Raw genomic sequence first — 25618 nt, 5'->3', positions numbered from 1 at the left:
ATCACATTCTCTAATTAACAAGCATCGATTTTACTTCACTAAATTTTCCGTCGACTTGCTCAATTTGTAATCCTAAAATATGTGCAATTAATGGATAAACGGAAACATTTTGAAAGGTTTTGACTGTTTTATCCACTTTAAAAGCAGGACCTTTTGCATAAAAAATCGCATGCATATCTTTTTCTTTATTATCGTAACCGTGAGTTCCTCCTTTTATATTTTGAGATGTTTTGGTCACTAAACTCCATCCTTTATCTGCTTCAATAACAAAATCATGTACACGCGGATTTGTGCCGTAATGCAGTCTTTTTGGAACTTTACTTGATTTCCAGAATTTAATATGTGTTACTTTTTTTAAGGCTTTTGCGATAGAATCCTGAAAGCCGGCTTTTGCCTGTAAACTCATAATAGGATTTATAACAGCTTTATAATCTAACCATTCCGGTTTTAGATAATCAAGAACAGCTATTTTTTTATCATTGCTGATATTTGCCATGCCGTGATCTGAAACAATGATTAAGTTGATTTGTTTTCCAATTGCTAACTGATCTAATCTACGGGACAATTCACCCATTATTGAATCCATTTTGATGACCATTTTTTTGTTTTCAGGAGAAAGCGGGCCAAAATTATGTCCCGTATGATCAGGTTCATCAAAATATAAAGTAATCAAATGCGGACGTTGTTTTTCTGGAAGCTGCAGCCATTTTAAAACCGTATCAATTCTGGTTTCATATGGAATCTTATTATCATAATTCTTGTAAATGCTCGGTCTCTTTTTATCTGTATCAGATCCTGGCCAGAAAAAAGAAGCCGATTTTACTCCCTGCTGTTCAGCGACATTCCAAATTGGATTTCCGCCATAAAATCGGGAATCATTTTTTGCATTAGACGACAATGAAAACGATTCGTTTAGAGCAGCATCATAAAAAACATTATTAATGATTCCGTGATGATCCGGATAAAGTCCTGTTATGATCGAATAATGGTTAGGGAAAGTTTTACTGGGATAAGAAGGTTTCATCGACTTTGCATGAACGCCTTCTTTTGCAATTTGTTTTAAATTTTGAAGATTAAATTGCTTCGCATAATCCCAACGAAATCCATCCATAGAAACTAATACAACATAATTGTCTTTGTTGGTTTGAGCTTGTAAAAAAGTAGTAAGAAGTAAGAATGTAAAAAATAAAAGGTGACCTGTAGATTTTCTCATTTTGAAATTTTAATAGAGATACAAAGTTACCACTAACTGTTTTTAACAGCAAAAGCAGAATGTTAAACAATCATAAATTTAAAAGAAGTTTGCTACGAATTGTTTTTCTGATTTTTTAGCTAAAGATTAAAGGGATTAAAAAGATTATAATCTGTGAAATTTTTTAATCTGTGGTAACTTTTTTTGCGCAAAGCATTCGTGAAAATTTGTGAAATTAGCGGCAAAAAAGAATTAAAGATTCCTTTACTCAGGACTGCGCGCGAGAAACTAGTTTCTTTTTTGTCTTCTTTTACGATATAAATCTATGATTCGATATTTTTTTTGCTAATTACAACCAATAGGTTATAGTTTATTGTTGATTACAGGGATTTTTCTAATTTCAGATATTAATCTTCCATCATCAGAGAATCCTTCCAGCAAAACCCGAATTTCTTTTTGATCGTTTTTAGGAAATTTTAATGTAAAACTGGAATTGTCGTTTGCCTTTAAATCTGAAGACCAATATAGTGTACCAAAATAATTAAATTCGTTTTGAGTTTCGAGTTTGGTATTTTTAAATTGTATGTTTGGAGTAAAGCCTTTTGTTGCCACAATTGAGCTGTATTTAGGTTTGAAATAATTGTTTTTTACTCCAGTTTTCATGAAAATTTTAATAGTGCCATTTCCAGTTGCAGTTTGATCAGAGTTGCCTGTTTGGTCTATATAAATTTCATCTATTTGATCTAAAGTAAGGTTGAATAATTGATTCAGGTCAAAAACTAAAAAGTTATCTATGTATATTGCTGGAGAAGTTGCAGAGTCACCTAAATATGTGCTTCTGCTGTTTCGTACATATACATTGTTGTCATTTGGGTTTACACCGGTTGCATATCCGTTGAAGGAGAGAAAATTTAAAATACTTTGATAATTGCCATCTTTGATTTTGAATGCTCTGGCACTCGAACTCATGTCGTCTTTATGAACAAGAATTTCTTTTTTAAAATTATTTTTTATTGCTACTCCTTCTAAATTTATTGCTTTATCTTCTGGCTTTGGTGCCGTAAAACTGAAAACGTTTTCCGATTTTATAACAGTTGGACAAATTGTTTTATCAAATGAAGGACCTAAAACAAAACGAGGTTCGTCTCTGGAAACTCTTGCTTCTACTTTTGTAAGCTGGGCGACATTTTTTTCGTTGATCATTTGCAGAACAAGAACAGTAGAATCCTGAGCAAAGAAATGTTCGAATTTAAAAGCATTATTTGAATCAATAGGAGCTTGTTCGAATAAATTATCCTTTAATGAAATAAGTGATATTTTGTTTTTAGAATTCGATTTTTCTTTCTGTTCAACCCTACCACTTACAGTAACGCCTTTTTGAAATGGGTAATTGATTTTTGGCGGATCAGATTTTATGTTTTCCCAATTAAATTTGGATTTATTTTGATTTAGCATCAAGAGCTCCATATCCTGTTTACGATTCTTGTTATCAGGATTGTAATAATCGTAATTTGCTAGTTCCGGTTGCTCTAAGTAAGCATTTAGATAAAAAGTACCAAGCAAAGATCGTTTCTGATTCATGCAAATACTATTTTCAGGAAGTACACTAATACTTAAGCGAGGTTTGGTTAATTCTGTTTTTCCTGATAATGAAATACTGTCGCCGGATATAGGTTTGGCTTCTAATGTTGTTAGTGGCGAAGTATCATTGTCAATATAGACTAATCTTTCCGTTACTTCATTGAGATTTTCATCAAGTATTCGAATCGTATTTACCCCGGTTGACAAATATTTTTTATCAAAAAAAGAAATCTGTTCCGTTTTTTTATCGTTAAAAGTAATTTCCTTCTGCATGAAAACTCCATCTTGTTCAATAACCAGAATAAACTTTCTGTTTTGATATAATTCAAGTCCTTTTTCATTCGTTTTAAGTACAACAAGTAATTTGTTTTGCGTCAAATTATTATTGTAAGTTACTACAAGTCCGGTTTCCTGTACTTTGTCAAGTGGTTTTGAAATTTTTAGTTTGTCTGTATCTATTTTTACGATATATTTTTCATTTAAATTGGGTTTAAAATAAAAAACACCATTTCCCATTTTATTAGTATAAAAGTGTGTGATTTCATTTGATTTTGAGTCCAGTATAATCCCGTCTTTTATCTCAATTCCCTTTTTATTACAGTCTTTTATTTTAATTCCAACAGTATTAAGAATATCATTTATTACAACACCGCTTTCAGGAAACAAACTTATTTCGGCTGTTTTCCAGTTTGGTTCATTGGTTTCGAAATGGTAATTTTCTTTTTTATCAATAATTTCAATTGTCTGATTGAAAGAGTCATCTTCTTTGAAATTATTCATCCAATTGGTGTAAAAATGAAAATGGTATTTGCCGGGTTTAAATTTTCCATTTAAATGAATACCTCCCGAAAAAGTACCAAACTCTGCAAAAAGTAGTTGTTTCTGAATTATTTGCTGCTGATCATCATACACAACCAATTCAATATTGGTGGTACTAAGATTGGGCGTATTAGTGTTTTTGCTATAAACGTAGCCTTTGAAAGCAACATCTTCATTGTCGAGATAAATGTCTTTATTGAATTGAATGTGAAGGATTTCTCGATCGTAATGAAAATAATTTTCGATATAATTCTTTATTTTTTCTGTATTATCGGAAGTTTGAGAGAAGGATTGTAAACAAAACAGTAAAGCGAAAAACTGTAAGATTAGTTTCATACAAGAAAATGTTTAAGACAATAATAATGTTAGAAAAACAGATTATAAATTTAGTAGCAATAGTAATCTGCATAAGTTAAAACATTCATAATGTTTTTGTTTAAAATCTGTCTAAATCAGAGAATTATGTGTAAAAAAAATCCGCTTACCTTGCGGTAAACGGATTTTAATATGAAGTTTAAAATGAGTATTACATCATTCCTGGCATACCGCCACCCATTGGCATTCCGCCAGCGCTTTCTTCTTTAATATCAATTAAGGCACACTCAGTAGTAAGGATCATTCCTGCAACAGAAGCAGCATTTTCTAATGCTACACGAGTTACTTTTTTAGGATCGATAATTCCTGCTTTAAGCATGTCTACATATTCGTCAGTTTTTGCATTGTATCCAAAATCTCCAGAACCTTCAGCAACTTTTGCTACAACAACTGAACCTTCAAGACCTGCATTTTCAACAATAGTTCTTAACGGAGATTCAACCGCACGAGATACGATTTGGATTCCTGTTGCTTCGTCAGCGTTGTCAGCTTTTAGGTCAGCTAAAGCAGCTTTAGCTCTCAATAAAGCAACACCACCACCAGCAACAATTCCTTCTTCAACAGCAGCGCGAGTTGCATGTAATGCATCATCAACTCTGTCTTTTTTCTCTTTCATTTCAACTTCAGAAGCAGCACCAACATAAAGAACAGCAACACCACCAGCTAATTTAGCCAAACGTTCCTGTAATTTTTCTTTATCATAATCAGATGTAGTAGTTTCCATCTGACCTTTAATTTGGTTTACTCTATTTTTGATGATATCAGCTTCGCCGGCACCACTTACAAGAGTTGTATTGTCTTTATCGATAGAAACTCTTTTTGCAGTTCCTAACATTTCGATAGTTGTATTTTCAAGAGTATATCCTCTTTCTTCAGAGATTACAGTTCCACCAGTTAAGATAGCGATATCTTCTAACATTGCTTTTCTTCTGTCTCCAAAACCTGGAGCTTTTACAGCAGCAATTTTAAGAGCACCTCTTAATTTGTTTACTACAAGAGTTGAAAGAGCTTCTCCGTCAACATCTTCAGCAATAATCAATAATGGTTTTCCTGATTGTGCAACTGGCTCTAAAACTGGTAATAATTCTTTTAAAGAAGAAACTTTTTTATCGTATAATAAGATATATGGATTGTCTAATTCAACTTCCATTTTCTCTGGGTTTGTTACGAAGTAAGGAGAAAGATATCCTCTGTCAAATTGCATACCTTCAACAACATCAACGAAAGTGTCAGTTCCTTTAGCTTCTTCAACAGTAATTACACCTTCTTTACCTACTTTAGCGAAAGCAGTAGCGATTAATTCACCAATAACTTCGTCGTTATTTGCAGAGATAGAAGCAATTTGTTTGATTTTATCTGAATCGCTTCCAACAACTTTAGCTTGTTTAGCTAAGTCAGCAACGATAGCTTCAACAGCTTTGTCAATACCACGTTTCAAATCCATTGGATTTGCTCCTGCAGCAACGTTTTTCAAACCTTCTTTTACGATTGCCTGAGCTAAAACCGTTGCAGTTGTAGTTCCGTCACCTGCTAAATCATTAGTTTTAGAAGCAACTTCTTTAACCATTTGAGCTCCCATGTTTTCTAATGGGTCTTTTAATTCGATTTCTTTTGCAACCGAAACGCCATCTTTAGTAACTGTTGGTCCACCAAATGATTTTCCGATAATTACGTTACGACCTTTTGGTCCTAGAGTTACTTTTACAGCATTTGCTAATGCATCAACACCACGTTTTAATCCGTCACGTGCTTCAATATCAAATTTTATATCTTTTGCCATTTTTTTAATTTTTGTTTAAAGTTTGATTTGTTTCAAGTTATTACAGTCTTAATTCTTAATACTAAAAACTTAATACATATTTTTTTTTAGATTATCGCCAGAATATCATCTTCGCGCATAATCAAATAATCAGTTCCTTCAAGTTTTAATTCTGTTCCAGCGTATTTACCATAAAGAACAGTATCACCAACTTTTACGGTCATAGTATGATCTTTAGATCCGTTTCCTACTGCTACAACAGTTCCTTTTTGTGGTTTCTCTTTGGCAGTATCTGGAATAAAAATCCCTGACGCAGTTTTAGTTTCAGCTGCTACAGGCTCAATAAGTACGCGGTCTGAAAGCGGTTTAATGTTTAAAGTCATGATTTTATATTATTATAGGTTTATATTTTATTAACGTTCAAAGAACTTTCAGAAATTGTGCCATGCTCTAAAAACTGACATTATTTCTTAAAAAAAATGCCAGCTTTGACAGGCTGGCATTTTTATATTTATTTCAAAATTATTATTTCGCTGCAGGTGTTGCCGGAGCAGGTGTTTGTTGAACTGGAGCAGCTGGTGTGTTAGCTGGAGCTTCAGTTTTTTCAATAATTTTAGAGTCAGTATCACTTAATGATCCTGTAAAGCTTAAACTTGAAAGTAAAATTAAAGCAATCAAAATAGTAGCCAATGTCCAGGTACTTTTGTCTAAAAAGTCAGTTGTTTTTTGTACTCCACCTAACATTTGAGTTCCGCTGATAGTAGACGACAATCCGCCTCCTTTAGGGTTTTGAACCATGATTACTACGATCAATAGAAAACAAACTATTGTGATTAAAACTAAAAAAATTGAAAATGTGCTCATTGCTTAATTATTATTGTTATTTTGTTGTAAAATCTTTATATCCGAAATGCGGTCTGCAAAGAAACTAATTTTTTCTGGATATTTCAAAATTAATATTTCATATGCTTGTATTGCTTTTGTATATTTTTTTTGTTCCAAATATACTCTGGCCAAAGTTTCTGTCATTAAATAAGAATTCTCTTCTTTATTTAGGTCAAATTGTGCTGCAGGAGCAGTTGTAGTCTGTTTTACGGGAGAAATCTTTGGATTTGTTTCGATGAATTTATCAATTAATTCAGCCTTTTTCTTTTTTTCTTCCTCTATTATCTTAGCTTCAGCTATTGTTTCTTCAGTTTCTTCAATTATTTCTTCTTTCGGAGTTTCATTGGTTCTGTCAATAGGTTCAGTTCGGGATAATTTTAACCATTCCTGAAAAGAATGCTTTTCATTGACTGAAAAATCCAATGGTTTTCCTATCTCTAAATTTTCTTCAGCTATTTTTATCGTTTCCGGAACTTCAATTTCTTTTGGAGTTTCAGTTACTTTTGCTTCTTCAAAAACTACTTTTGAAGCTTCTTTAATAGAAGTTAATATCGATTGTTCAATCGGATCAATTCGTACTTCAGGAATTTCTTCCTCTACTATTTCTTCAAAGAAAGTAGGAGTAGGCTCTTTAATAATAGGAGTAGCTTCTTTAATTGAAGTTAAAATAGATTGCGCTATAATTGGATCGATTGGTTTTTCTTCAACTTTTACAGGTTCTTCAAAAGTTACCGTTGTTGCCTCTTTTATAGAATCCAGAATAGATTGCTCGATTGGATCAATTCGAACTTCAATTACTTTTTTAATTTCTTCAGGTGAAATAATTTCACTGTCAAAAACAGTAATATCCAAAAGATCTCTCAGTTTTCGATCATAATATTCACTCTGAATCGATGTGAAAGTTTCAGAAGTTATAAAATCAAATAAAATAGAACGATCAGTGGTGTGAGCGGCAGTAACTTTTAAGGCGTAATTATACTTAAAGCTATTTTGATTGAAAAGTCCTTTTAATCGCAATGCTCTCGCACTTTGAAAATATGGAAATTCATTCAAAACACTTCCTAATGCATCCGCTTGCTTTTCTGTGATAGCATCGGGTTTGTTCATTAAGTAGGTATAATCAGTTACATTCATTTTTTTTGTTTAATCGTTGAAATTGTTTAATCGTTGAGTTGTTTATTTGTTTAATAGCTTTATCGGTTAAACAAATAAACGATTTACCAGTTAAATGAAAAAATTACCATTTAGCCAATGACTCATTAAAGATATCTTGTGTGATTCTTTCAAAAATAGTTTGAATTGCCGTATTTAAAAGACTTCCTGTTGGTAATGTCCCTCCTGGATAGTCGTAATAAAATTCAAATGTTTTCTCAAAATCATCAGTTTCCTTCTTTTTATTGGTGAAATTAACTTTTACACGAATTGTCAAACGGTTTTGTGCTGCCCCTACGTCACCAGTTGGTGTCACAGCAGTTGCTGTCATTGGTGTTGTTCTGTAATCTACAATTTCTCCTTCGTAAACCAAATCGCCACTATTGCTTACTAAGTTTAGATTGGTTTGATTTTGAATTAAATCCTGTAAAGCCAGTGTAAATTGTCTGTCAATTCCTGGTTCAATTAAGTCAGCATTATTCTGAAAAAAGTTAACCTGAAACGTTTTTGCATCAATTGGTCCTGTTCCTGTAAAGTTGTAAACGGAACAACCGCTGAAAGTTGCAGCGATTAACAGAATTAAAATATATTTTAAGTTTTTCATTTTTTATTTTAAAAATTGCTTCGTCAGTTTGCTGACGTTCGGGGTCAAAGATATTCATTTTAGGTTAAAACATTTTGATCGTTTGTGGTAAACTATAAATCAAATTGTTTAATTTTTCGATATAAAGTTCTTTCAGAAATACCTAATTCGTCTGCGGCGGCTTTTCGTTTTCCTTTGTTTTTCTCTAATGATTTTTTGATCATTTCAATTTCTTTTTGTTCCAAGCGCAAAACTTCTTCTTCTTCGATCGTTTCGGCAAACAAATAATTATCGTCTTGCATTTGATAATTGTCTTCGCGTGCTGTAGGTGTCATAACCGCAGTTCGAGGCTCTTCTTCAAAATCTATTTCGCTTTCATTTTCTTGCGAACCGTATATTTTCTGAATTAAATTCGGGTTGATATCTTGTACTTTTGATGTTCCATTTTTCATCAATTCTAAAGTGAGTTTCTTTAAATCATTCAAATCACTTTTCATATCAAAAAGAACTTTGTACAAAATATCTCTCTCGGTACTAAAATCACTTTCGTTTTTCTTGTCGTTAATTACCGAAGGCAAATTGGTTCCTTCCATAGGAAGGTATGACTGTAAAGTAGCTAACGAAATATCACGATTTGTTTCTAAAACAGAGATTTGTTCTGCTACATTTCGTAACTGACGAATGTTTCCGTTCCATCTGAATTTTTGCAAAAGCTGTACTGCATCGTCATCCAATTTCAATGGAGGCATTTTGTATTTATGAGCAAAATCAGCAACAAATTTTCTGAATAATAAATGAATGTCTTCGTTTCTTTCGCGTAAAGGCGGTAAAGTGATTTCGACTGTTGTCAAACGGTAATATAAATCCTCACGAAACTTCCCTTTTTCAATAGCATTGAATAAGTTTACATTCGTTGCTGCAACAATTCTCACATTCGTTTTTTGAACTTGTGATGAACCTACTTTTATAAACTCACCATTTTCAAGAACACGAAGTAAACGAACTTGGGTAGTCAGTGGCAATTCACCAACTTCATCAAGAAAGATAGTTCCGCCATCAGCTACTTCAAAATAACCTTCACGAGTGCTTGTTGCACCTGTAAAAGCTCCTTTTTCGTGACCAAAAAGTTCACTATCTATTGTTCCCTCCGGAATTGCACCACAGTTTACAGCAATATATTTTCCGTGCTTTCTATGTGAAAGCGAATGAATTATTCTTGGAATATTTTCTTTACCAACACCACTTTCCCCAGTTACCATTACCGAAATATCAGTAGGAGCAACCTGAATGGCTTTTTCGATGGCGCGATTTAATTTTGGATCATTTCCAATAATCTCAAATCGCTGTTTTATTGCTTGAACTGTTTCCATGTGTTTTTTGTTTCAAGTTTTTGTTTGTTTCAGGTTTCAAGTTTCTGAAGAAGACTTAAAACTTAACTTTTTAAACTCTTTTTTATATCTATTGAATTAAAAAGCTGCCTTAATTCATTGTATTGATTGTCTTTTAAGTCTGATTTTTGAAGAATCTTAGCCGAGTTTTTTTCTAAATAGATTAAAAACCAATCTTTTTTTTCTGTTATCTTTTCAAAATCTTTCCAAAAGAATTTGATGTTAAAACTATCTCCAATTTCCTCCATATAATTTTCATTAAAATGTATGAATAGGTTTTCGTTTAATCTGGGATTTTTAAATATTCTTTTTGTATGTCTGTAAACAGAGTAGATAATTATTAAAGGATATAGTAAAATGAAAACAAACGAAGAAGTGAAAATATCTTCTAAATTAACTTCATTTGAAAAAAAGTTTGTCACATTAACCATTACTATCAAGAAAAGAATAATTGATATTATTATGAAGGCAGGTCTGTTCAAATATAAATATAAATTCGCTTTAAAATAATCTTTGAAAGTAAAACTGGGCTTTATAATAATCTCTTTTTCCATATTTTAATTATAAATTAAATTTTAAATGTTTTCTATTTTAAGTCAAGTTACATAAAACTTGAAACAAAAAAACTTAAAACCTGAAACAAATATTTTAATTCATTTCAGAATAGCCAACTGCTTCTCCTTTTAAAGTTCCTGAAGTACAGCTTGTAATTTTTACATTTACAAAATCTCCAATATTATAATTCTCTTTTGGGAAAACAACTGTAATACTTTGTGAATTTCTTCCTGAGAATTCTTCTTTTGATTTTTTGGAAACCTTTTCAACCAGAACTTCAACAATTTGGCCAACGAATTCTTCGCTTCTAAACCAAGCGTGTTTTTGTTGTAAATCGACAATTTCTTGTAATCTTCTCGCTTTAGTTTCTTCAGGAACATCATCTTCCATTTTTCTTCCGGCCAAAGTTCCAGGACGCTCAGAATACGAATACATATAACCAAAATTATATTTTACATATTCCATCAAACTCATCGTATCTTGATGATCTTGCTCAGTTTCAGTTGGGAAACCCGCAATCATATCTTGCGAGATCGAAGCATTCGGAATAATTGTTTTGATTTTATCAATCAAAGTCATGTATTCTTCACGCGTATGCAAACGATTCATTTCTTTCAAAATTCTATTGCTTCCAGATTGAACCGGCAAGTGAATGTGTTTGCAAATATTTGGATATTTAGCAATAACATGCAAAATACTTTCGTGCATATCTTGTGGGTTCGAAGTCGAAAATCGAATACGCATTTTAGGAAAACCAACAGCAACCATTTCAAGTAATTGATCAAAATCAACAGCTGTAGCTTTTTGCATATCAGATGCGTTTACAAAGTCTTTTTTCAAACCGCCACCGTACCAAAGGTAACTGTCAACGTTTTGTCCCAGAAGAGTAATTTCCTTAAATCCTTTGTCCCAAAGATCCTGAATTTCCTTCATAATACTTTGAGGTTCACGACTACGTTCACGACCACGGGTAAAAGGCACAACGCAAAACGTACACATATTATCGCAACCACGAGTGATCGAAACCAAAGCTGTAATTCCGTTACTCATCAAACGAACCGGTGAAATATCTCCGTAAGTTTCCTCTTTCGATAAAATTACATTAATCGCGTCACGACCTTCTTCAACTTCTGCTAATAAATTAGGTAAATCTTTGTAAGCATCAGGGCCAACAACAAGGTCGACTATTTTTTCTTCCTCCAAAAACTGACTTTTCAAACGCTCAGCCATACATCCCAAAACGCCTACTTTCATTTTTGGGTTAATACGTTTTACCGCATTGTATTTTTCTAAACGCTTACGAATAGTTTGTTCCGCCTTATCTCGAATCGAGCAGGTATTTACTAAAACTAAATCAGCATCTTCAAGAGTTTGGGTAGTATTGTATCCGTTTATTGATAAAATGGAAGCTACAACTTCACTGTCTGAAAAATTCATCGCGCAGCCGTAACTTTCTATAAAAAGTTTTTTAGTATTCTCAGGTTTATTTTCCAAAACAAGACTTTCGCCTTGTTTGCTTTCTTCAATAATCTTTTCCATTGTATAATTTCAAAGTGCAAAGATAATGTAAAAGCGATCAATATGACAAGATGGCAGGAAAGAAATTTCGGATTTTAATTCCGAAGCTTCAGGATAGATTTTAGATTGTCGAAATGTAACGAAAAACAGGCTTTTTTTATGATAAAACGGAACTGCTAAATATCGAAAAAAAAGAACATTTAGAGGGGATAAACCTTTAAAATTTATACCTATATATATAATAGGTGCAAATACCAATAAATCTGCATTTTTAAGAAACATAACATTAAAATACCTCAAAAATGAATTCGCGGGGCTGATATTTAAAAAAAATAGATACTTTTGTTGCAGAAAAATAGAGCAATGGCAAAGAATTTAGTAATAGTGGAGTCACCTGCAAAGGCGAAAACGATCGAGAAATTTTTGGGAAGTGATTTTCAGGTGGAGTCAAGTTATGGCCACATAGCCGACTTACCATCAAAGGAAATAGGAGTAGACGTAGAGAATGGTTTCAAACCTAAATACGAAGTTTCTCCAGATAAAAAAGCCTTGGTAAGTAAATTGAAAACACTATCTAAGAATGCCGAAATGGTCTGGCTAGCAAGCGATGAGGACCGCGAGGGGGAGGCTATTTCATGGCATCTTGCGGAAGAACTAAAACTAGATACTAAAAAAACAAAACGAATCGTTTTTCACGAAATTACAAAATCAGCGATTCTTAAAGCAATTGAGAATCCTAGAGAAATTGATTATAATTTAGTAAATGCACAACAAGCACGCCGTGTTTTAGATCGTTTAGTAGGTTATGAATTGTCTCCGGTTTTATGGAGAAAAATTAAAGGAGGACTTTCTGCCGGACGTGTACAATCAGTTTCTGTTCGTTTAATTGTCGAGAGAGAACGCGAAATCCAAAACTTTAATGCAGTTGCTACTTATTCTATCGTAGCAGAATTTGTAAATGAAGCCGGAAAATCTTTCAAGGCTAAATTGCCAAAAAACTTTAATACTAAAAAAGAAGCCGAAGATTTCTTAAAACAAAACATCGGATCAAAATATAAGGTAGCAGATTTAGAAACGAAACCTACCAAAAAATCTCCAACAGCACCTTTTACAACCTCTACTTTGCAACAAGAAGCGGCTAGAAAATTGTATTTGCCAGTTGGAATCACAATGCAGCTTGCACAGCGTTTATACGAAGCTGGACTTATTACTTATATGAGAACAGATAGTGTGAATCTTTCTAAAGAAGCAATGGATGCTGCTGAAGCTGAAATCATAAAATCATACGGGAAAGAATTTTCGAAACCTCGTACTTTCGCTAATAAAAATAAAGGAGCACAAGAAGCGCACGAAGCAATTCGTCCGACTGATATGTCTCGTCATACGGTAAATATCGATCGTGATCAGGCTCGTTTATATGATTTGATCTGGAAAAGAACTTTAGCATCTCAAATGAGCGATGCACAATTAGAAAGAACAAACGTAAAAATTGAAGCGAACAATCATAGTGAGATTTTTACAGCTTCAGGAGAAGTTTTGCTTTTTGAAGGATTCCTAAAAGTGTACTTAGAAGGTCATGATGATGATGAGGAAGAACAAGAAGGAATGTTGCCTGCGTTAAAAGTAAACGAAAAGCTAGCTAATAATTATATTACGGCAACAGAGCGATATTCAAGACCTCCGGCACGTTATACAGAGGCTTCTTTGGTGAAAAAATTAGAAGAATTAGGAATTGGTCGTCCATCTACATACGCGCCAACTATTTCAACTATCATCAATAGAAACTATGTTGAAAAAGGGACTCTTGAAGGGCAGGAGCGTAAATATACTCAACTTACTCTTCAGGCTGATAAAGTAGATGAGAAGCTGTTGAAAGAGAATACAGGTTCAGATAAAGGAAAATTAGTTCCTACTGATATCGGAACTATCGTTACCGATTTCTTAGTTAAGAACTTTGGAAATATATTAGATTATAATTTTACTGCAAAAGTAGAGCAGGATTTTGATGAAATTGCCGAGGGAAATATTGACTGGGCGGTAATGATGCAGGAATTCTACAATAAATTTCACCCAAATGTAAAAGAGGTTGAAGCTAATGCAGAACGCGAAAGCGGAGAAAGAATTCTGGGAAAAGATGCTGATGGAAGACAAGTTTCTGTGCGTTTAGGAAAATTTGGTCCAATGGCTCAAATTGGAGAAGCGGATGATGAAGATAAAAAATTTGCCAGTTTAATGTCTGATCAAAATATTGGAAACATTACACTTGAAGAAGCTTTGAATTTGTTTTTATTGCCTAAAAACTTAGGAGAATATAAAGGAGAAGAGGTAGAGGTAAGTAATGGTCGTTATGGTCCTTATGTACGTCATGGAAGTGTTTTTATTTCTTTGCCAAAAGGAGAAGATCCTTTAAGTCTTTCTAAAGAAAGAGCGCAAGAATTAATTGATGAAAAAGCAATTGCCGATGCGCCAATTGCGGTTTATAAAGGTGAGGGAGTTCAGAAAGGTGTGGGACGTTTTGGTCCGTTCATCAAATGGAGTGGTATTTTTATTAATGTAAGTAAAAAATACAATTTCGATAATTTATCGCAGCAAGAAGTAGAAGAGCTAATTGAAGATAAGTTACAAAAGAATATAGATAAAGTACTTCATAATTGGGAAGACGAAGGAATTTTAGTTGAGAAAGCACGTTGGGGGCGTTCGGTTATTACAAAAGGAAAAATCAAAATTGAATTGAGTAAAGATGTTGATGCTACAAAGTTAACATTGGCCGAAGTTCAGGAAATGATTGCCAAAAAAACGCCGGCAAAAAAGACACCAGCAAAAAAAGCAACAACAACTAAAAAAGCTCCGGCTAAAAAGCCAGCTGCTAAAAAGAAATAATAAATGGAATTTGATTTTCTAGAACCAGTTAACGACGGAATTTTAAAGTTCATTAGTTCGTTGTCTTCACAAGAATTAGGCAGTAAAATAGTTTTGCATACGCAAGATCAATTTCCGGATATAAGTAAAATAAATATTGCTATTATAGGAGTTTTAGAAGATCGCCGAAATAGCAATGTGATTAATGAAGTCAATTTAAATGCTCTTCGTAAGAAACTTTATAGTATGTTTCCCGGTAATTGGGATGCTTCTATTGCAGACCTAGGTGATATTCTTGCCGGAGATTCTGTAGAGGATACTTACTTTGCATTAAAAAAAGTAACATCTACATTAATAAAAAACAAAGTGATTCCTATAGTCGTGGGAGGTTCGCAAGATTTGACATATGCTCTCTATCGTGCTTATGACGATTTGGAACAAATGGTTAATATGGTTTCGGTAGATAATAAATTTGATTTTGGTAAAGAAAATGAAACTGTTTCGGCAAATTCATATTTGACAAAAATCATAATTGATGAGCCAAATAATCTTTTTAATTACTGTAATATCGGGTATCAAACCTATTACAACTCGCAAGAAGAGATTGATCTGATCGAAAAGTTATTCTTTGATGCGTATCGTTTAGGTGAGATTTCGAATAATATTGCATTGGCGGAGCCTGTTTTTAGAGATGCAGACCTGGTTAGTATCGATTTGAATTCGGTAAAATCTTCAGCTTCAGGAAATATGGTGTCTTTTGAGCCAAATGGTTTTAATGGAAAAGAAATATGTTCATTGGCAAGATACGCAGGTATTAGCGATAAAGTTTCTTCTTTCGGAATTTTTAATCATAATAGTACAGCACCAGAATCGGCTATTATTGCTCAAATAGTTTGGTATTTTATAGAAGGTTATCATTATCGATCAAAAGAATATCCTTTTGGTAGTCGGGCAACGTACTTAAAGTATATCGTTCCTCTGGAAGATGAAGAATTGATTTTTTATAAAAGTGATAAAACAGATCGTTGGTGGATTGAAATTCCGTTTGAATCAAATGGACACAATAAACTAAAAAGAAATACGTTATTACCGTGTTCGTATGAAGAATATTTATGCGCTTGTAATCAAGAATTGCCAGAAAGATGGTGGAAAGCACAGAGAAAAAATGCTTTATAAAGTAAAATTTTAGTAAAAATCACAAATTTGTAAAGTTCTGTAGAATTAGTTAAGAATTATTAGTAAGAAAATGAATATAAAATACAAAAATTAACGCTTTACGTCGATTTTTTACGCTAGTTTGTCGATGAAATATTTTTTTTTTATTTTATTTAACATTATTTTTGAACAATAAAATAAATTTCGCAACTAGTATTGTTTTTTAGCTAAATAATAAATACGTTTACGGACTTATAATAATGAATAGATAATCCCAAATTTATATGAAGAAGTTTATTGCATTTGCAGCAATGTTAACACTAGTAATCGGCTGTGGTAAGTCAGGTGACAAAGGTGAGTTAGTTGGTGTTACAGGAGGCAAATGGCATCCTGAAAAGCCTTACGGAATGACATTGGTTCCGGGTGGATCTTTTATTATGGGTAAATCAGATGCTGATTTAGCTAATGTAGAAGACGCTCCGACTAAAACAGTAACAGTACGTTCATTCTATATGGATGAAACTGAGATTACAAACAGCGAGTACCGTCAATTTGTGGAATGGGTAAAAGATTCTACAATGAGAGTGCGCCTTGCTATTTTAGCTGATGAAACTGGTCAAAAAAGCACTGGTGACAAAGGTAAAAAAGGTGGTAGTATTGCAGATTATGCATTTAATGATTCAGAGCCGGATAAAATGACGGCTTATGATAAATATATGTATGATAACTATTATAGTGTAGGAACAAAAGATGATCCTTATGCTGGTAGAAAATTAAACAAAAAAGTTAAGTTAATTAAAGATACTAAAGCTTATCCAGATGAGTATTATACTGAGGTAATGGATTCTATGTATTTACCAATAGAAGAATCATACAATGGTTTAAGAACAATTGACGTAAATAAATTGAAATTCCGTTATTCTTGGATGGACATTCAGGCTGCTGCAAAAGCTAAAGTTGGAAAAAGAAAAGACTTCGTTAAAACAGAACAAGTTAGTGTTTATCCAGATACTACAGTTTGGATTAAAGATTTTGCTTATTCATATAATGAGCCAATGCACAATGATTATTTCTGGCACAAAGCTTACGGAGATTATCCTGTAGTTGGTGTTACCTGGAAACAAGCTAAAGCATTTTGTGCTTGGAGAACATTAAATAAAAACAGTTACATCAAGTCTAGAAAAAAAGGACGTGATTTAGTAAATGCTTTCAGATTGCCAACAGAGGCAGAGTGGGAGTATGCTGCCAGAGGAGGTCTTGAATCGGCTACTTACCCTTGGGGAGGTCCTTATACTAAAAGTGACAGAGGTTGTTTCTTAGCTAACTTCAAACCAAACAGAGGAGATTACGCAGCTGACGAGGCTTTATATACTGTTGAAGCTAAATCATATGAGGCTAACGGTTATGGATTGTATAACATGGCAGGAAACGTTTCAGAATGGACAGATTCAGCTTATAATCCAAATGCTTACGAATATGTTTCTACAATGAATCCTAACGTAATTGACGGAAACAACCAAAGAAAAGTTGTTCGCGGTGGATCATGGAAAGACGTTGCTTATTTCCTACAGGTAAGTACTCGTGATCATGAATATGCTGATTCAGCTAGAAGTTATATTGGTTTCAGAACTGTACAAGATTACATGGGAACTCAAACTACTGGAAGCGGTAAAAAAAGTAAATAATTAAATTCAATATCCAAATCAAATCTATTTTAAATTAAAACCTAAAAAAAAGTATTATGGCATTATTAAGTAAAAAAGCAATGAATTTCGCTTATGGTATGGGAGCGGCAGTGGTAATTATTGGAGCTTTATTCAAAATTACTCACTTTGAAATTGGACCATTAACTGGAACATTAATGCTTTCAATTGGATTGGTAACAGAGGCGTTAATTTTCGCACTTTCTGCTTTCGAACCAGTTGACGAAGAGTTAGATTGGACTCTTGTTTACCCTGAATTAGCAAACGGTCAAGCTAGAAAAAAAGCTGATAAAGTTGAAACTCCATCTGATGCCCAAGGATTGTTGTCTCAAAAATTAGACGTAATGTTGAAAGAAGCTAAAATTGACGGTGAATTAATGTCAAGTTTAGGAAATTCTATCAAAAATTTCGAAGGAGCTGCAAAAGCAATTTCTCCAACTGTAGATTCTATTGCAGGACAAAAGAAATATGCTGAAGAAATGTCTATGGCTGCTGCACAAATGGAATCATTGAATAGCTTATATAAAGTACAATTAGAAAGTGCTGCAAGAAATGCACAAGCAAACAGCGAAATAGCTGATAATGCGTCTAAATTAAAAGAACAAATGCAATCAATGACTGCAAACATTGCTTCTTTGAACAGTGTTTATGGTGGTATGCTTTCTGCAATGAGTAACAAAGGATAATTAGTTTTTGACTATTATATTAAATTTATTAATAAAGAACTAATTATAAAAAAATGGCAGGAGGAAAATTAACCCCTAGACAGAAGATGATTAACCTGATGTATCTGGTTTTCATCGCAATGTTAGCAATGAATATGTCAAAAGAAGTTTTATCGGCTTTTGGCTTAATGAATGAAAAATTTGAAAGCGCTAACAAATCTTCAGTAGAAACAAACGCTGGTTTGTTGACTACATTAGATCAAAAAGCTGCTGAGGCAAAAGGAGAATTTGCAGATGCTGCAGTTACTGCACATAAAGTTGAAACAATTTCAAAAGAATTTTATGCGTACATTGGTTCTTTAAAAGGTGATGTCCTAAAAGGATTTACAGCTGATAAAGAAACTGGTAAATTACCTTACGAGTCAATGGACAAAGGTGATAATATCGATAACTGGTTTACTGGTGAAGGATATACCGCAAAAGGGAATGAAATCATTTCTAAAATTGAAAAGTATAAAGCAGATATGAAAGCTGCTTTGGCAGATAAAAAAAATAAATACGGTACAATCATTACAGAGATTGATAAGAAATTTGATGTTTCTGATGTGAAAAACAAAGAAGGTTTAAAAGATAAATATTTAGCTTACCACTTTAAAGGTTTTCCTGCGGTTGCTTCATTAGCTAAACTTTCAGCTTGGCAAAATGACGTTCAAAAAGCAGAAGCAGATGTTTATAGCGCTGCTTTAGGAAAAGCTGCAGTTGCCGCTGCTTCATACAACAATTATAAAGCAATTGTCGTTCTTGACAAAGGTGCTTATTTTCAGGGAGAAAAAGTTACAGGTAAAGTTGTTTTAGGTCGTTATGATGATAATACAAAACCAACTTCTTTTACTCTTAATGGAAGACCAGGTAACATCGTTAATGGTCAGGCTGTAGTAGAAATGACTGCAGGAGCTGTAGGAGAACAACAAATTGCTGGTCAATTTACATTCTTAGAAGATGGTAAAACTATCCCTCTTACATTTAAGCAACCATACGTTGTAGTTCCAAGACCAAACTCTGCTACAATCTCTGCTGATAAAATGAATGTTGTTTATAGAGGTGTTGTTAACCCAATCTCTGTATCATTCGCTGGTGTTGCTGATAATAAGGTTGTTGCTAGTGCTCCAGGATTGTCTTCAGCTGGTAAACCAGGTAAATACAATATGAATCCAGGTGCAGGTACTGAAGCTACAATTTCTGTTACTGGTACATTACCAAATGGAGATAAAGTTTCTGATAAGAAAACTTTTAGAATTAAAGGTATTCCTGGGCCAACAGGAACAATTAGAGGAGAAATGGGTGTTGTAAAAGGACCTAAATCTAACTTAGAAATTGCTACTATTGGTGCTAAATTACTTGATTTTGATTTTGAAGTTGGTTTAGATGTTGTTGGATTTAATATGAAAATTGCTGGACAACCTACAGTTGTTGTTTCAGGTAACAGATTAAATGCACAATGTAAACAAGTACTTTCAAGAGCTGGAAAAGGAGACCAGGTTACTATTTCTGAAATTAAAACTAAACTTGTTGGAGCTGGTAGTTATTTATTGCCAAGAACTGCTCCGGTAATTTATGAAATACAATAATAAAGTAGGTAATCCTACATTCAATATCTTATAATGATATCATGATGAAAGTAAGAATTTTTTTAATAGCTATTGTGTCTATCGCTGGAGGTTTTACTTCTAATGCGCAATCTAATTTGCTAAATGCGAAAACACCTGCTCAGATAGGACTTAAGACTCCTGCGCAACTTATCTCAGATAATGATAAGCCTTTGGCTTATGGTTATGTAGATGATAGAGATGTCTTGATGGGAAAAACTACTTGGGAAATTATTGATTTAAATGAAAAAATTAACTTTCCAATGTATTTTCCGGTAGATACGGCTAATATTGGTTCTGATAGACGTTCGCTTTACGACGTTTTGACGAAAGCTGTTAAAAACGGCAAAATAACTGAAGTTTATAGCGACAGTTATTTCAATACTAAAAAATCTTTGAAAGACATTCAAGGTGCATTATCTCGTATTGATACAACAGATGCTGGTAGAGAACTTATTAACCAATATCCGGATGATTACAAATCACGTGTTGTGAAGAAAAAAGTAGTTACAGGAACTGGTAAAAATAAAAAGGTTAATTATGTTGAAGAAACAGTTGGTCCAACAAGATCGGTACCAGCAGAGTATATCTTGAAACAAGACCTTACTGCAGCAGATGTTACACAATATAAAATTAAAGGATACTGGTATTTTGACAAACGTCAAAGTGAACTTAAATATCGTTTACTTGGTATTTGTCCTGTAACTCCGGATGTTTATACAATGAATAGTGACGAAAAGGATTATATTGAGTTATTTTGGGTTTTCTTCCCTAATGCCAGAGAAGCATTACATGAAGCAAAAGCTTTTAACGACAGTAACTCTGCACTTCCAATCTCATTCGATCAGATATTAAATTCAAGACGTTTTAATGCAGTTGTTTATAAAGAAGAAAACTTGTACGGAGATCGTGAGATCAAAGATTACATGAAAGACAATGCACAAAATCAATTGTTGGAATCTGAAAGAGTAAAAGAGAAGATTCGTAACTTCGAACAAGATATGTGGAATTACTAAGTATCTAAAATTACATTATATAAAAACTCTTGCTACCTTTGTAGTAAGAGTTTTTTTTATTTTATGTTATTGCATATTTGATAAATTGATTTCTAACTAAGAATTAAATTCTTGAATATGTCTGTTTTAATTTTTAACACTTTAAAAGTGTAAGAAAATTACAATAAAATAAATATTACTCCGTTATGTCTCTTATAAATGATTCAATGATGGAAATAAGAATTTTTTTAACGGCTGTCGCTTTTATTGCGGTAAGTTTTATCTCTAATGCGCAATCTAATTTACTAAACGCAAAAACAGCAGATCAGATTGGACTTAAGACTCCTGCGCAACGGATCTCAGATAACGATAAACCTTTGGCTTATGGTTATATAGATGACAGAGATGTTTTGATGGGGAAAACAGTGTGGGAAATCATTGATTTAAATGAAAAAATCAACTTTCCTTTATACTTTCCGGTTGATACGGCTAATATTGGTGCCGATAGACGTTCACTTTATGACGTTTTAACAAAAGCTATTAGAAATGGTAAAATAACTGAAGTTTACAGCGATAGTTATTTCAATACAAAAAAATCTTTAAAAGACATTCAAGGTGCATTGTCTCGTATTGATACTACAGATGCGGGTAGAGAACTTATTAACCAATATCCGGACGACTACAAATCACGTGTTGTGAAGAAAAAAGTAGTTACAGGAACTGGTAAAAATAAAAAAGTCAATTATGTTGAAGAGACAGTTGGTCCAACAAGATCGGTGCCGGCAGAGTATATCTTAAAACAAGATCTTACGGCGGCTGATGTTACACAATATAAAATTAAAGGATATTGGTATTTTGATAAACGTCAAAGTGAATTGAAGTATCGTTTACTTGGTATTTGTCCTGTAACGCCGGATGTCTATACAATGAATAGTGATGAAAAGGATTATATAGAGTTATTTTGGGTTTTCTTTCCTAATGCGAGAGAAGCATTGCACGAAGCAAAAGCTTTTAATGATAAGAATTCGGCTGTTCCGATTTCATTTGATCAGATTTTAAATTCCAGGTATTTTAATGCTATTATTTATAAAGAGGAAAATATGTATGGAGATCGTGAGATCAAAGATTATATGAAAGATAATGCACAACAGCAGCTGTTAGAATCTGAAAGAGTAAAAGAGAAGATTCGTAACTTCGAAGAAGATATGTGGAACTACTAAGTGCCTAAATTACATTATAACAAAAACTCTTATTACCTTTGTAGTTGGAGTTTTTTTTATTTTATCTCAATACTACATGCTTGATTACTTAATTGTCGGATCTGGATTGGCTGGAATTTCATTTGCTGAAATAGCCCTTAAAAACAATAAATCTATTTTAGTTGTAGATAATAAATCTCAAGTATCATCTCGAGTTGCTGGAGGATTATACAATCCGGTTATCTTGAAACGTTTTAGCGAAGTATGGAAAGCTCAGGAACAATTGGTTCTAATGGATGAGTTTTACACTGAAATTGAAGATAAATTAAAGACTAAGTTTAATTTTAGGCTTCCTATTTTAAGAAAGTTTTTTTCAATAGAGGAACAAAATAACTGGTTTGCAGCTTCAGACAAGATTAATTTAGCACCGTTTTTATCTACTAAACTAATTTCGAAAAAGTACGCGGGAATTGATTCTCCGTACGATTACGGGCAAGTTTTGCATACAGGTTATGTAGATACAGCTTTGTTATTGGATACTTACAAGGAGTATTTGTTAGCGAATAATTTATTATTAGAAGAAACTTTTAATCCGGGTTATATTGAATTTTTCGATTTTGGAATTCAATATAAAAATATTCAGGCTCGCAATATTATATTTGCTGAAGGCTTTGGATTACATAAAAATCCTTTCTTTAATTATTTGCCTTTAGATGGAACAAAAGGTGAGCTTTTTGTTATTAAAGCACCGAATTTAAAATTGGATGTAATTGTAAATACAAGTGTTTTTATCCTGCCACTCGGAGGCGATTTATTTAAAGTTGGAGCAACATACAATTGGCAAGATAAAACAGATCATCCTACAGAAGAAGGAAAACAGGAACTTGTAGATCGCATCAAAGAAATTCTTATGTGCGATTTTGAAATCGTAAAACATTTTGGCGGAGTTCGTCCGACGGTAAAAGACAGAAGACCTTTAATAGGAACACATCATGAACGCAAGTCACTTCATATTCTTAACGGATTAGGAACACGTGGTGTAATGCTTGGGCCTGCAATGGCAAAGGTTCTATTTGATAAAATTGAAAATGAAATTCCTTTAGATGCGGAAATTGACATTCAGCGATTTCATAAAAGATATCTAAAGACACTTATTTCTGACCGGCCTTAGGATCATAGGAGACAAACATATTGATGTACAGGTTTCTTGAAAGTCGTAAAACAAAAGGAAATAATACAATTAAAGTAATAACAATAGCCAAGAATGATTCTTCGATACTAGCTTTAAAAAAAACAAACGAAACAATAAAGGCAGCAATTCCTACGGCAACATTCAGACCGTAACTTACATACATTGCGCCATAAAAGAATGAAGGTTCGATTTGATATTTAAAACCGCAATGACTACAATGTTCGTTCATTTTGAGAACTTTAGTCAAATGAAGAGGGTTTTTATCCGAATACATGCTCTCATTTTGGCATTTTGGACAACTTCCTGTTAAAATACTATTTAGTTTGGATCCTTTTTTTAACATTTGCAAAAAATTAAATTATCCCATTGTTTTGGGAGTGTAAATTTACACAATCAATTAGTTATAAAATAACATTACATGCTTAATATACACAATTTATCGGTTTCTTTTGGTGGTACTTATTTATTCGAAGAGGTAACTTTTCGCTTAGGTGCCGGAGATCGAGTTGGACTAGTCGGAAAAAATGGTGCTGGAAAATCAACTATGCTAAAAATGCTGGCTAGAGATTTTGCTCCTGATTCTGGAGTTATTTCTCAAGAGAAAGATATCCGAATGGGTTTTTTACGTCAGGATATTGATTTTGAACAAGGAAGAACTGTACTAGAAGAAGCTTATGAAGCTTTTACCGAAATTAAAGTTGTTGAGAAAAAACTAGAAGAAATCAATCATCAATTGGTTACCAGAACCGATTATGAAAGTGAAGAATACAGCCAAATCATCGAAGATTTATCTGATTATACACATCGTTTTGACCTTCTTGGAGGTTATAATTATGTAGGAGATACAGAAAAAATTCTTTTAGGATTAGGATTTAAAAGAGAAGTTTTTAATAATCAAACTGAAACATTTTCAGGAGGTTGGAGAATGCGTATCGAGCTTGCAAAATTATTATTGCAGTCTAATGATGTATTGCTTCTGGATGAGCCAACCAATCACCTGGATATCGAAAGTATTATTTGGTTAGAGAGTTTCTTGCGTAATTATCCTGGAGTTGTAGTAATTGTATCGCACGATAAAATGTTCTTAGATAATGTAACGAATCGTACTATAGAAATTTCATTAGGAAAAGCCTATGATTTTAATAAACCCTATTCTCAATATTTAGAATTGCGTCACGAAATTCGCGAAAAGCAATTGGCTACTCAAAAGAATCAGGCGAAGAAAATTGAGGAAACAGAAAAATTAATCGAGAAATTCCGTGCAAAAGCTTCAAAAGCTTCGATGGCGCAATCGTTGATTAAAAAATTAGATAAAGTTGAAAGAATTGAAGTTGACGAAGACGATAATTCAGTAATGAATATCTCTTTTCCAGTTTCAAAAGAACCTGGTAGAGTAGTAGTAGAAGCCGAAAATGTAACGAAAGCTTACGGCGATAAAGTTATTTTAAAAGATATAGATTTACTGGTAGAACGCGGAAGTAAAATTGCTTTTGTGGGACAAAACGGTCAGGGAAAATCAACCTTCATTAAGGCTATTGTAAATGAGTTTGAATATCAGGGAAACATCAAATTAGGACATAATGTTCAATTAGGATATTTTGCGCAAAATCAGGCTGAATATCTTGATGGAGAAATTACATTATTGCAAACTATGGAAGATGCTGCAATGGATACGAATCGTTCTAAAGTTCGTGACATGTTGGGATCATTTTTATTCCGTGGAGATGATGTAGAGAAAAAAGTAAAAGTACTTTCAGGAGGTGAACGTAACCGTTTGGCACTTTGTAAGTTGTTGTTGCAGCCTATCAACGTTTTGCTGATGGATGAGCCTACGAATCACTTAGATATTAAATCTAAAAATGTTCTAAAAGCGGCGCTTCAAAAATTTGGAGGAACTTTATTGCTGGTTTCTCACGATAGAGATTTCTTGCAAGGAATGTCGAATATCGTTTACGAATTCAAGGATCAAAAAATAAAAGAATATTTGGGTGATATCAACTATTTCTTAGAACAACGCAATCTTGAAAACATGCGTGAAGTTGAGAAAAAAGATGTTGCAAAAGCAGCTGCTCCAAAAGAAAGCAATAAAACTTCGTACGAAGATCAGAAAAAAGGGAAAGCGCTTCAAAATCGTTTAAGCAAAGTTGAAAGTCAGATCAAACAATTGGAAAAAGACATTCAACACGACGATAAACTGTTGCTTTCTAATTATGATAAACATATCGAAGATGCTTCTTTTTTTACAGCATATAACAAAAAGAAAAAAGATTTAGATCAATTACTTCTTGATTGGGAAGTTGTTCAGGAAGAAATAGATAATTTTAATGCTTAATTTTTTGTTTTAGGTTTCAAGTTTCAGGTTCTTATTGTAACGTGAAACTTGAAACCTAAAGCAAA

General features: G+C 33.1%; 21 protein-coding genes. 10 read left to right on the top strand and 11 right to left on the bottom strand.

The features are described 5' to 3' along the window. Positions 1-10: 10 nt before the first annotated feature. From ACHRVZ_RS19960 to ACHRVZ_RS19920, 9 genes are all read right to left on the bottom strand, one after another. Complete coding sequence (locus ACHRVZ_RS19960) at positions 11-1213, bottom strand: ectonucleotide pyrophosphatase/phosphodiesterase (RefSeq protein WP_395424700.1); 1203 nt, start codon at positions 1211-1213, stop codon at positions 11-13. A 342-nt stretch (positions 1214-1555) separates the two neighbouring features. Continuing rightward, complete coding sequence (locus tag ACHRVZ_RS19955) at positions 1556-3928, bottom strand: hypothetical protein (RefSeq protein ID WP_395424697.1); 2373 nt, start codon at positions 3926-3928, stop codon at positions 1556-1558. Positions 3929-4118: 190 nt separating this feature from the next. Beyond that, positions 4119-5747 carry a chaperonin GroEL gene (gene groL, locus ACHRVZ_RS19950; protein ID WP_041517494.1) on the bottom strand — a complete coding sequence of 543 codons (1629 nt, stop codon included), beginning with the start codon at positions 5745-5747 and terminating at the stop codon, positions 4119-4121. Positions 5748-5833: 86 nt separating this feature from the next. Further along, positions 5834-6109, bottom strand: coding sequence for a co-chaperone GroES (groES, locus tag ACHRVZ_RS19945; protein ID WP_007806577.1), 276 nt, complete (start codon positions 6107-6109; stop codon positions 5834-5836). A gap of 142 nt (positions 6110-6251) precedes the next feature. After that, a complete protein-coding gene (gene secG / locus ACHRVZ_RS19940; RefSeq protein WP_041517492.1) occupies positions 6252-6590 on the bottom strand; it encodes a preprotein translocase subunit SecG in 339 nt (112 codons plus the stop codon). Between the two features lie 3 nt (positions 6591-6593). Further along, positions 6594-7745 carry a tetratricopeptide repeat protein gene (locus tag ACHRVZ_RS19935; protein WP_395424695.1) on the bottom strand — a complete coding sequence of 384 codons (1152 nt, stop codon included), beginning with the start codon at positions 7743-7745 and terminating at the stop codon, positions 6594-6596. 103 nt (positions 7746-7848) lie between these two features. Then, a complete protein-coding gene (locus ACHRVZ_RS19930) occupies positions 7849-8367 on the bottom strand; it encodes an LptE family protein (RefSeq protein ID WP_395424693.1) in 519 nt (172 codons plus the stop codon). Between the two features lie 92 nt (positions 8368-8459). Then, on the bottom strand, positions 8460-9716 hold the full coding sequence (locus ACHRVZ_RS19925; protein WP_395424690.1) for a sigma 54-interacting transcriptional regulator: 1257 nt from the start codon (positions 9714-9716) through the stop codon (positions 8460-8462). Positions 9717-9778: 62 nt separating this feature from the next. Beyond that, the gene (locus ACHRVZ_RS19920; RefSeq protein WP_395424863.1) at positions 9779-10165 is read right to left on the bottom strand and encodes a YcxB family protein; all 387 of its coding nucleotides are present in this window, start codon (positions 10163-10165) and stop codon (positions 9779-9781) included. Here ACHRVZ_RS19920 and ACHRVZ_RS19915 point away from each other — a divergent pair. Further along, the gene (locus ACHRVZ_RS19915; RefSeq protein WP_395424867.1) at positions 10092-10244 is read left to right on the top strand and encodes a hypothetical protein; all 153 of its coding nucleotides are present in this window, start codon (positions 10092-10094) and stop codon (positions 10242-10244) included. The two genes, ACHRVZ_RS19920 and ACHRVZ_RS19915, sit on opposite strands and share 74 nt — an antisense overlap. A 138-nt stretch (positions 10245-10382) precedes the next feature. Here ACHRVZ_RS19915 and miaB read toward each other — a convergent pair whose 3' ends face one another. Then, complete coding sequence (gene miaB, locus ACHRVZ_RS19910; protein WP_395424687.1) at positions 10383-11828, bottom strand: tRNA (N6-isopentenyl adenosine(37)-C2)-methylthiotransferase MiaB; 1446 nt, start codon at positions 11826-11828, stop codon at positions 10383-10385. Positions 11829-12170: 342 nt separating this feature from the next. Here miaB and topA point away from each other — a divergent pair, with 342 nt between their 5' ends. The 8 genes from topA to ACHRVZ_RS19870 all read left to right on the top strand — a co-directional run bounded on the left by topA (position 12171) and on the right by ACHRVZ_RS19870 (position 23200). Next, positions 12171-14687 carry a type I DNA topoisomerase gene (gene topA, locus ACHRVZ_RS19905; protein WP_395424684.1) on the top strand — a complete coding sequence of 839 codons (2517 nt, stop codon included), beginning with the start codon at positions 12171-12173 and terminating at the stop codon, positions 14685-14687. A gap of 3 nt (positions 14688-14690) precedes the next feature. Further along, positions 14691-15842, top strand: coding sequence for a formimidoylglutamase (locus ACHRVZ_RS19900; protein ID WP_395424682.1), 1152 nt, complete (start codon positions 14691-14693; stop codon positions 15840-15842). Positions 15843-16105: 263 nt separating this feature from the next. Continuing rightward, a complete protein-coding gene (gene gldK / locus ACHRVZ_RS19895) occupies positions 16106-17506 on the top strand; it encodes a gliding motility lipoprotein GldK (protein WP_041517484.1) in 1401 nt (466 codons plus the stop codon). A gap of 56 nt (positions 17507-17562) precedes the next feature. Then, positions 17563-18210 (top strand): gliding motility protein GldL, encoded by a 648-nt coding sequence (gldL, locus tag ACHRVZ_RS19890; protein WP_395424680.1) that lies wholly within the window; start codon positions 17563-17565, stop codon positions 18208-18210. Positions 18211-18263: 53 nt separating this feature from the next. After that, the gene (gene gldM / locus ACHRVZ_RS19885) at positions 18264-19817 is read left to right on the top strand and encodes a gliding motility protein GldM (protein ID WP_395424678.1); all 1554 of its coding nucleotides are present in this window, start codon (positions 18264-18266) and stop codon (positions 19815-19817) included. Positions 19818-19861: 44 nt separating this feature from the next. Next, the gene (gene gldN / locus ACHRVZ_RS19880) at positions 19862-20851 is read left to right on the top strand and encodes a gliding motility protein GldN (RefSeq protein ID WP_395424861.1); all 990 of its coding nucleotides are present in this window, start codon (positions 19862-19864) and stop codon (positions 20849-20851) included. A 209-nt stretch (positions 20852-21060) separates the two neighbouring features. Beyond that, complete coding sequence (gene gldN, locus ACHRVZ_RS19875) at positions 21061-22050, top strand: gliding motility protein GldN (protein ID WP_395424675.1); 990 nt, start codon at positions 21061-21063, stop codon at positions 22048-22050. Between the two features lie 76 nt (positions 22051-22126). Beyond that, entirely contained in the window at positions 22127-23200 is a 1074-nt protein-coding gene (locus ACHRVZ_RS19870) for an NAD(P)/FAD-dependent oxidoreductase (protein ID WP_395424674.1), read from the top strand. On the opposite strand, the gene ACHRVZ_RS19865 is transcribed toward ACHRVZ_RS19870, so the two are convergent. Continuing rightward, a complete protein-coding gene (locus ACHRVZ_RS19865; RefSeq protein ID WP_395424673.1) occupies positions 23181-23564 on the bottom strand; it encodes a DUF983 domain-containing protein in 384 nt (127 codons plus the stop codon). The two genes, ACHRVZ_RS19870 and ACHRVZ_RS19865, sit on opposite strands and share 20 nt — an antisense overlap. 75 nt (positions 23565-23639) lie before the next feature. Here ACHRVZ_RS19865 and ACHRVZ_RS19860 point away from each other — a divergent pair, with 75 nt between their 5' ends. Next, positions 23640-25553, top strand: a complete 1914-nt coding sequence (locus ACHRVZ_RS19860) for an ABC-F family ATP-binding cassette domain-containing protein (protein WP_395424671.1) — start codon at positions 23640-23642, stop codon at positions 25551-25553. Positions 25554-25618: the final 65 nt, after the last annotated feature.

It is taken from the genome of Flavobacterium sp. FlaQc-57 (assembly GCF_044007395.1).
Taxonomy (GTDB): Bacteria; Bacteroidota; Bacteroidia; order Flavobacteriales; family Flavobacteriaceae; genus Flavobacterium.
This window is presented reverse-complemented; position numbering and strand designations above follow the sequence as displayed.